The sequence below is a fragment of the Stenotrophomonas maltophilia genome (assembly GCF_003970865.1).
Classification (GTDB): domain Bacteria; phylum Pseudomonadota; class Gammaproteobacteria; order Xanthomonadales; family Xanthomonadaceae; genus Stenotrophomonas; species Stenotrophomonas maltophilia_AR.
In genome coordinates this window covers 110058-119073 of the sequence record NZ_RXLZ01000004.1, presented here as the reverse complement: position 1 = coordinate 119073, position 9016 = coordinate 110058, and the positions used below count along the sequence as shown (strand labels likewise).

At 66.5% G+C, this 9016-nt stretch carries 6 protein-coding genes; 3 read left to right on the top strand and 3 right to left on the bottom strand.

The annotated features are described in order from the left end of the window. Positions 1–156: 156 nt before the first annotated feature. The gene (locus EKL94_RS02535) at positions 157–1305 is read left to right on the top strand and encodes a lipase family protein (RefSeq protein WP_440862114.1); all 1149 of its coding nucleotides are present in this window, start codon (positions 157–159) and stop codon (positions 1303–1305) included. 210 nt (positions 1306–1515) lie between these two features. Here the strand turns inward: EKL94_RS02535 and EKL94_RS02530 are convergent, their stop codons facing one another. From EKL94_RS02530 to sucC, 3 genes are all read right to left on the bottom strand, one after another. Next, the gene (locus EKL94_RS02530) at positions 1516–3150 is read right to left on the bottom strand and encodes an NAD+ synthase (protein WP_126927848.1); all 1635 of its coding nucleotides are present in this window, start codon (positions 3148–3150) and stop codon (positions 1516–1518) included. A 232-nt stretch (positions 3151–3382) separates the two neighbouring features. Then, positions 3383–4258, bottom strand: a complete 876-nt coding sequence (gene sucD / locus EKL94_RS02525) for a succinate--CoA ligase subunit alpha (protein ID WP_005410793.1) — start codon at positions 4256–4258, stop codon at positions 3383–3385. 20 nt (positions 4259–4278) lie between these two features. Beyond that, entirely contained in the window at positions 4279–5448 is a 1170-nt protein-coding gene (sucC, locus tag EKL94_RS02520) for an ADP-forming succinate--CoA ligase subunit beta (RefSeq protein ID WP_004154430.1), read from the bottom strand. A gap of 405 nt (positions 5449–5853) precedes the next feature. On the opposite strand from sucC, the gene EKL94_RS02515 reads away from it, so the two are divergent. Then, complete coding sequence (locus tag EKL94_RS02515; protein WP_126927847.1) at positions 5854–7467, top strand: sensor histidine kinase; 1614 nt, start codon at positions 5854–5856, stop codon at positions 7465–7467. A gap of 60 nt (positions 7468–7527) precedes the next feature. After that, entirely contained in the window at positions 7528–8901 is a 1374-nt protein-coding gene (locus tag EKL94_RS02510; protein WP_126927846.1) for a sigma-54-dependent transcriptional regulator, read from the top strand. The last annotated feature ends 115 nt before the right edge of the window (positions 8902–9016 follow it).

The window sequence follows — 9016 nt, the reverse complement described above, 5'->3', positions numbered from 1 at the left end:
TGTTTTTTTTGTTTTTTTTTTGAGCCTTTTGTGATAGTTGTTGTGTCGTTATACATGGCAGAGGCCACCCGCACATACCACCGCGTAAGTTGGTCGGCACCGTCAGAGTTGTAAAGGGGCCGTTTCCAACCCCTCGCCTGCATCCTCGCCACCACCCTGCTGGCGTTGTCCTCGGGCCCCCTGGCTGCTGCACCGACCGCACCGGGCGATCTGCTGTCTGCTGCCCCCTATCGCGCGTCATGGGTGCCGTCCAAGGCCGCGCAGGCCTACAAGCTGCACTACCGCACCCCGGATCATCGCGGCCAACTGGCCGAGGGCACCGGCCTGCTGTACCTGCCCGCCGGCGCGGCTCCTGCAAGCGGCTGGCCGGTGGTGTCCTGGGCACATGGCACCCAGGGCATTGCCGACCGCTGCGCGCCCTCGATATCCGGCCCCTACCAGCCCGAACGCGACGGGCGCTTCCTCGATCAGTTCCTGGCACAGGGCTATGCGGTGATTGCTGCGGACTACCAGGGCCTCGGCAGTCCAGGTGACCATGCCTACCTGCACGTGCGCACCGCCGCACGCAATGCCATCGACATGGTCAAGGCCAGCCGCCACTACCTGGGTGCCACGACGCTATCACCCCGCTGGGTCTCAATCGGCTATTCACAGGGAGGCGCAGCTGCATTGACCGCAGGCCATCTGGCCGCCTCCCATGGTGGCCCATCCCTGCAGTACCGCGGCAGCTTTACCGCAGGAACGCCCACCGCCGTCGAGCTGACCGCGCTGGTGATGAAGCCCGACAACCGTACCGCCAACCCTGGCGCGCTCAATGCGTATCACGCGTATCTGCTCGACGGCCTGCTGCAGGTTGCGCCACAGATCAATCGCGTTCTCAGCGACACGGGCCGCGCCCGCGTTGCAATAGCACGCGAGCAGTGCCTGGGCGAACTGGCTGCCACGCTGGACGGCGCGGACACCGGCAGCATGTTCACTGCACCGCTGACCCGCGTGCCTGGCATCTGGGCGGTGCTGTACGACTATCTCGGTGTTCCGCGGCGCGGCTTCAGCCAACCGCTGATGCTGGGCCACGGCAGCGAGGACCGCGATGTGCCCTATCTGACCACCCTGCTGTACGCTGCTGGCCTGGCCCTGCGAGGCGAGCCGGTCGCGTTCCGGCGCTACCCCGTCGACCACCGGGGCACACTGGACGCAGCGGCGGCGGATGGCCTGGCGTTTGTGCGTGCACGGCTTGAGGACGGCCACTTCAACGACGCTGCGGAAACCGCAGGCTTCGAACAGTTGCTCGACGAGGCCCGGTAGACCCACGCCATGCGTGGATGCACGGTATACGGGTTGCCGGCCAGCGGCCGGCACTACCGGACGCAGTAGATCCACGCCATGCGTGGATGCGCGGTATACGGGTTGCCGGCCAGCGGCCGGCACTACCGGACGCAGTAGATCCACGCCATGCGTGGATGCACGGTATACGGGTTGCCGGCCAGCGACCGGCACTACCCGCCAACCGCTGCCTCAGCCCTTGTAGCCGTTGCTGATCGGGTAACGACGCTCACGACCGAAAGCACGACGCGACACCTTCGGCCCCGGCGCGGCCTGGTGCCGCTTCCACTCGCTGATGCGCACCAGGCGCAGCACGCGGTCGACCACGGCCGCGTCGTAACCGGCGGCCACGATCTCCGTGCGCGACTGCTCCTGGTCGATGTAGCGGTACAGGATGCCGTCCAGCACGTCGTAGGCCGGCAGCGAATCCTGGTCCAGCTGGTTCTCGCGCAGCTCGGCCGACGGCGGGCGGCTGATCACCGCCGGCGGGATCACCGGCGCACCGCCCACGGTGTTGCGCCACTTGGACAGCCCGAACACCTCGGTCTTGTACAGGTCCTTCAACGGCGCGTAGCCACCACACATGTCGCCGTAGATGGTGGCGTAACCCACCGCGTACTCGCTCTTGTTGCCGGTGGTCAGCAGCAGACCACCGAACTTGTTGGCCAGCGCCATCAGGATCACGCCACGGCTGCGCGACTGCAGGTTTTCCTCGGTCACGTCCGGCGCAGTGCCTTCGAACATCGGCGCCAGCGATTCCATCAGCCCCTTGAACGCCGGCTCGATCGAGACCGCCTCCAGCTTCACGCCCAGGGCCTGGCACTGCTCGGCGGCTAGGTCGTTGGACAGGCCCGCGGTATAGCGCGACGGCAACCGCACCGCGGTGACGTTCTCGGCGCCCATCGCGTCCACGGCCATGGCCAGCACGATCGCCGAGTCGATGCCGCCGGACAGGCCCAGCCACACCTTCTTGAAGCCGTTCTTGCGGCAGTAATCCTGGATGCCACGGGTCACCGCGCGCCAGGCCAGCGCGTCCATGCTCTCGTCGCCGTCGTCCATCCACACGTGCGGCATGAAGCGGCGGGTTTCACCGTCGTACTCCACCACCAGCCACTGGTCGACGAAGGCGGCGGCGGCCGGGTGCACGGTACCGTCGCCATCGGCTACCACCGAGGCGCCGTCGAACACCAGCGCATCCTGGCCGCCAACCACGTTGAGGTAGGCGATCGCCGCCCCGCTCTCGCGGGTACGAGCGGCCAGTACGGCGTCGCGCTGGGCGTGCTTGCCACGCTCGTACGGCGACGCATTCGGCACCACCACCAGCTGCGCACCGGCGCGCACGGTGTCGGCCAGCGGCTCGGCGAACCACAGGTCCTCGCAGATCAGCAGGCCAACCGGCACGCCATTGACCTCGAACACGCAGCTGCCGCCATCCGGATCGACATCGAAGTAGCGGCGCTCGTCGAACACCGCGTAGTTGGGCAGCTCGCGCTTGCGGTAGGTCTGCTCCACCAGGCCATCGCGCAGCACGCTGGCGGCGTTGTAGACCACCGCGCCGGCCGCCTGCGGCCAGCCAACCACGGCGGTGATACCGCGACAGGCGGTGGCGATGCGGGCCATTGCCTGCTCGCACTCGTACAGGAAGCCCGGGCGCAGCAGCAGGTCTTCCGGCGGATAACCACTCACCGCCAGCTCGGGGAACATCACCAGCTCGGCACCGTACTCGTCGCGCGCCTGGCCGATCATCTCGATGATGCGCTCGGTGTTGCCGGCGACGTCGCCGACCGGGAAGTCGAACTGCGCCATCGCGATGCGGATCGAAGCCATGGGAATCCAGCCTGTGGTTGCAATGCCGCCATTGTAGCGCTGCGCCATGCGCGCGCCGGGCGCGCTCGCTGCGTGGACAGCCCCGGCTCAGTAGTTCCACGCCATGCGTGGATGGGCTTGCCGGGATGGCCAGGACACCAGACGCAGAAAAGCCGCCCGGAGGCGGCCTTTCTGTTTCAAGCAGCCGGCCAGCGGCCGGCTCTACAGCATCGTCTGCCGGAGGCAGTCGATCTTATTTCACCAGCTTGGCGATGGCAGCGCCCAGGTCGCCCGGCGAGCGGACGGTGACAACACCGGCAGCTTCCATTGCAGCGAACTTGCCTTCGGCAGTGCCCTTGCCGCCCGAGGCGATCGCACCGGCGTGGCCCATGCGCTTGCCGGCCGGAGCCGACGCACCGGCGATGAAACCGACGACCGGCTTCTTCACGTGGTTCTTGATGTACTCGGCGCCAGCTTCCTCGGCGTCGCCGCCGATTTCGCCAACCATGATGATGCCTTCGGTCTGCGGGTCTTCGTTGAACAGCTTCAGGCAGTCGACGAAGTTCAGGCCGTTGATCGGGTCACCACCGATGCCGATGCAGGTGGACTGGCCCAGGCCGACTTCGGTGGTCTGCTTGACCGCTTCATAGGTCAGGGTGCCCGAACGCGACACGATGCCGATCTTGCCCGGCTGGTGGATGTGGCCCGGCATGATGCCGATCTTGCACTCACCCGGGGTGATGACGCCCGGGCAGTTCGGCCCGATCAGCACGGTGTCCGGATGCGAACGGGTCAGCACGTTCTTGACGCGCAGCATGTCCAGCACCGGGATGCCTTCGGTGATGCAGACGATGACCTTGATGCCGGCAGCAGCGGCTTCCAGGATCGCGTCGGCCGCGTACGGCGGCGGCACGTAGATGACCGAAGCGTTGGCGCCGGTGCTCTGCACGGCGTCGGCAACGGTGTTGAAGACCGGCAGGTCGATGTGGGTGGTGCCACCCTTGCCCGGGGTCACGCCGCCAACAACCTGGGTGCCGTACTCGATCATCTGAGTGGCGTGGAAGGTGCCCTGCTGGCCGGTGAAGCCCTGCACGATCACCTTGGTGTTCTTGTTAATCAAAACAGACATGGGAATTCCTTGGTGTCGAATCAGGCAGCGTTCTTGACAGCTTCAACGATCTTCTTGGCGCCATCGTTGATGTTGTCAGCCGGGATGATGGCCATGCCGCTGTCACGCAGCAGCTGCTTGCCTTCTTCCACGTTGGTGCCTTCCAGGCGCACCACGACCGGAACCTTGACGCCCACTTCCTTCACGGCGGCGATGATGCCTTCGGCAATCATGTCGCAGCGGACGATGCCGCCGAAGATGTTGACGAAGATGCCTTCAACCTTGTCCGAGGACAGGATCAGCTTGAACGCTTCGATGACGCGCTGCTTGTTGGCACCGCCGCCCACGTCCAGGAAGTTCGCCGGCTCGCCGCCGTTGAGCTTGATGACGTCCATGGTGGCCATGGCCAGGCCTGCGCCGTTGACCATGCAGCCGATGTTGCCGTCCATGGTGACGTAGTTGATGTCCAGCTCCGAAGCGATCACTTCGGTCGGATCTTCCTGGGTCTTGTCGCGCATGGCGACCAGGGCCTTCTGGCGGAACGCGGCGTTGTCGTCGCTGTCGAACTTGCCGTCCAGCGCGTACAGGTTGCCGTCGTCCAGGATGGCCAGCGGGTTGATTTCAACCAGCGCCAGGTCCTTTTCGTTGAACAGGCGGTACAGGTTCACCATGATGCTGGCGAACTGGCCGGCCTGCTTGGCGGTCAGGCCCAGCTTGAAGCCGAAATCACGGCCGTGGTAACCCTGCACGCCTTCGACGAAGTCGACGTTCAGCGAGTGGATCAGCTCCGGGGTTTCAGCGGCGACCTGCTCGATCTCCACGCCGCCTTCCGAAGAGGCGATGTAGGTGATGGTCTTGGTGCCACGGTCGACCAGCACCGACAGGTACAGTTCCTTGACGATCTCGCCGGCGGTGGTCACCAGCACCAGGTTGACCGGCAGTTCAACGCCAGCGGTCTGGTAGGTGGCCATCTTGGTGCCGAGCATCTTGGCCGCAGCGGCCTTCACGTCGTCGGTGGTCTTGCAGAACTTGACGCCGCCAGCCTTGCCGCGGCCGCCAGCGTGGATCTGCGCCTTGACCATCCAGGGGCCCTGGCCCAGGGAGTTGGCAGCGGCAACCGCTTCGTCCGGGGTCGCAGCGACCTTGCCGGCCGGGACCGGGATGCCGTACTCGGCAAGCAGTTGTTTTGACTGGTATTCGTGGAAATTCATGCGTCACCGTGGGAATAGGAACGACCGCACGCAATTCCTCAGGGCCCCGGCGGGGCGCCGGCATGGACCGCGGCGGGCCCACTATTGTGGCCGAGCCAGCGCCGGGGCGCAAAGAAGTCTGTACAAAACGCCACAGCCGGCCAGATTTCCACCGTCATTCAGGCAGTTGCGCCCGGGCCGCGGTTGGCCACCGGTATCCACAGCGGGCCAAATGCGCGATCCAGAGCGCTCCGGCGGCACCTGTCCGTGGGCCCTATACTGGTCAGCCAGGGTGTGTAGAGTCGAGGTTGCTCGACCGCTTCCACCGCAGGCCACATCGAAGCGACGAACCCGCCCGGCTTCAGGGGATGCCAGGCAGGCCCGCCGCAGATTCCAGACCCAGGCAGCCAGAAGGGGAGTTCCGGCGTGTCACCCAGTGCTTCATTGATCGACCGCATCGAATCGATCCCGCGGCGTGAGCTGTACTTCTTTGCGCTGTACCGGGTGCTGATCGCCGCGGTCATCGCCGGCCTGCTCTACAGCCCCTTGTCGGGCATGGTCGGCGAGGCCCATCACCCGCGCCTGGCCGATACCGTCGCGGCCATCTATCTGCTGCTTTCGCTGTTGGCCCTGGTGATTGGCCGCAACGAACGCTGGCTGCGCCCGATCGTGGTCAGCAGCGTGCTGGTGGACATCATCGCCGCCACCCTGCTGGCACACGCCCTGCCCGGCGCCAGCGCCGGCATCTCGATGTCGCTGCTGTTCAACATCGCCGCTGCCGCCACCCTGCTGCCATTGACCTGGGGCCTGGGCCTGGCGGTCGCTGCCAGCCTGGCCACCGGTACCGAATACCTCTGGAAGGTGCTCGAAGGGGGAGACCCTACCCGCACCCTGGCCGAGCTGGCCATGTTCGCCACCAGCTACCTGGCGCTGGCCTTCATCAGCTACCAGGTGGGTAACCGCGCACGCCGCAACCAGCAGCTGGCCAACCAGCGCGGCGACGAAGTGGCCAACCTGTTCCAGATCAACGAACTGATCATCCGCCGCATGCGCACCGGCGTGCTGGTGGTGGACGCCGACAACCGCATCACCCTGGCCAATGAAGCGGCCTCGATGCTGCTCGGCGACAACGACGGCATCGGTGAGACCGGACGCCTGGACCTGGCCAGCGCCGCGCCGGAACTGGCGCGCCGCCTGCAGCGCTGGCGCAACGGCTGGGCGCAGGACGAACTGCCGCTGCAGCTCAACCCCGACCAGCCGGAAGTGCAACCGCGCTTCGCGCGCCTGCTGGCCGGCAGCGAGCTGGCCCTGGTGTTCCTGGACGACTCCAGCGTGGTCTCGCGCCGTGCCGAATCGCTCACCCTGTCGGCGATGGGCCGCTTCTCTGCCAGCCTGGCCCATGAAATCCGCAACCCGCTGGCGGCAATCAACTACGCCGTGCAGCTGCTGGAAGAAGGCACCGGTTTCAACGAAAGCGACCGCCGCCTGCTGCAGATCATCCGCCAGCAATGCCAGCGCACCAACGGCATCGTCGAGAGCGTCCTTGGCCTCGCCCGCCGTGAGCGCGCCACGCCCGAGAACGTCGACCTGGTCGCCTTCGTGCGCCGCTTCGTGCTGGAGTACAAGCAGGGCCAGACGCTGGAAACCGACAGCATCGAACCGATCATCAGCGACACGGCGGTGATGGCCCAGGTCGATTCCAAACACCTGTACCAGGTACTCACCGTGCTGGTGCACAACGCATTGAAGTACGGCCGCATCGGCCAGCAGCCGGCACGGGTGCGCCTGCGCGTGGCCCAGCACGAGCGCAGCGCGGTGATCGACGTGATGGACCGTGGCCCCGGTATTCCCGAGAGCGTGGCGGCACAGCTGTTCCGTCCGTTCTTCACCACCTCCGAGCACGGCACCGGGCTGGGCCTGTATATCGCGCGTGAGCTGTGCCGCGCCAACCAGGCACGGCTCGACTACATTCCAGTGCCCGCCGGCGGCTCCTGTTTCCGCCTGGTGCTGCCCGGCCCGCACACGCTGTTGCCCACCTGATTCCCGATCTGTGCGTCAAACATTTGTCGCTTCCAGCCCCCTCGTTTATCTTTCACGCCCATGAACGAAACCCGCAGCGCCCTCGTCGTCGACGATGAACGCGACATCCGCGAACTGCTGGTACTGACCCTCGGCCGCATGGGGCTGCGCATCAGTACCGCCGCCAACCTGGCCGAAGCACGCGAGCTGCTGGCCAGCAATCCGTACGACCTGTGCATCACCGACATGCGCCTTCCGGATGGCAACGGCATCGAGCTGGTCAGCGAAATCGCCCAGCACTACCCGCGCACGCCGGTGGCGATGATCACCGCCTTCGGCAGCATGGACCTGGCGGTGGAAGCGCTGAAAGCCGGCGCCTTCGACTTCGTCAGCAAACCGGTGGACATCTCGGTGCTGCGTGGCCTGGTCAAGCACGCGCTGGAACTCAACAACACCGAACGCCCTACGCCTGGCCCCGCCACCGAACAGGCTGCACGCCTGCTGGGCGCTTCGCCGGCCATGGACGTGTTGCGCACCACCATCGGCAAGGTCGCGCGCAGCCAGGCGCCGGTCTACATCCTCGGTGAATCCGGGGTTGGCAAGGAACTGGTCGCCCGCACCATCCACGCCCAGGGCGCGCGTGCGGCCGGCCCGTTCGTTCCTGTCAACTGCGGCGCCATTCCCGGCGAGCTGATGGAGAGCGAATTCTTTGGCCACCGCAAAGGCAGCTTCAGCGGCGCGCATGCCGACAAGCCCGGCCTGTTCCAGGCGGCGCACGGCGGCACCCTGTTCCTGGACGAAGTGGCCGAGCTGCCGCTGCAGATGCAGGTGAAGCTGCTACGCGCGATCCAGGAAAAGTCGGTGCGCGCGGTGGGTGCGGCCAACGAGGAACCGGTGGACGTGCGCATTCTCTCGGCCACGCACCGTGACCTGGCCGAGCTGGTCGAGGACGGGCGCTTCCGCCACGACCTGTATTACCGCATCAACGTGATCGAACTGAAGGTGCCGCCGCTGCGCGAGCGCCGCCAGGACCTGCCGGAGCTGGCAGCCGCCGTGCTGGCACGGCTGGCCCGCAGCCATGGCCGTGCCACCCCGCTGCTGGCGCCGTCGGCGCTGGAGGCGCTGGCCCACTATGCGTTTCCGGGCAATGTGCGCGAGCTGGAAAACATTCTGGAACGTGCGCTGGCACTGGCCGAAGAAGACCGCATCGGCGCCGACGACCTGCGCCTGCCGCAGCACGCCCCGCGTGCGCCCGGCGGCGCAGCACCCGCCGAAGCCGTGGCCGACCTGCAGCCGGGCGGTGCCGCCCTGCCCTCGTATATCGAGCAGCTGGAGCGCAGCGCCATCCAGCGCGCGCTGGAAGAGAACCGCTGGAACAAGACCCGGACTGCCGCGCAACTGGGGATCACCTTCCGCGCGCTGCGCTACAAGCTGAAGAAGCTGGGGATGGAGTAAACCCGAGGCCGGGACCGCGCCATCCACGCATGGCGTGGATCTACTGCCGGGCGGATCATCCACGCATGGCGTGGGTCTACCCACCAACCTGGTAGTGCCGGCCGCTGGCCGGCAA

Bases quoted from the DNA above. Each gene is read 5' to 3' on its own strand.
- EKL94_RS02530 (WP_126927848.1), bottom strand. From the start codon at position 3,150: ATGGCTTCGATCCGCATCGCGATGGCGCAGTTCGACTTCCCGGTCGGC.
- sucD (WP_005410793.1), bottom strand. From the start codon at position 4,258: ATGTCTGTTTTGATTAACAAGAACACCAAGGTGATCGTGCAGGGCTTC.
- sucC (WP_004154430.1), bottom strand. From the start codon at position 5,448: ATGAATTTCCACGAATACCAGTCAAAACAACTGCTTGCCGAGTACGGC.
- EKL94_RS02510 (WP_126927846.1), top strand. From the start codon at position 7,528: ATGAACGAAACCCGCAGCGCCCTCGTCGTCGACGATGAACGCGACATC.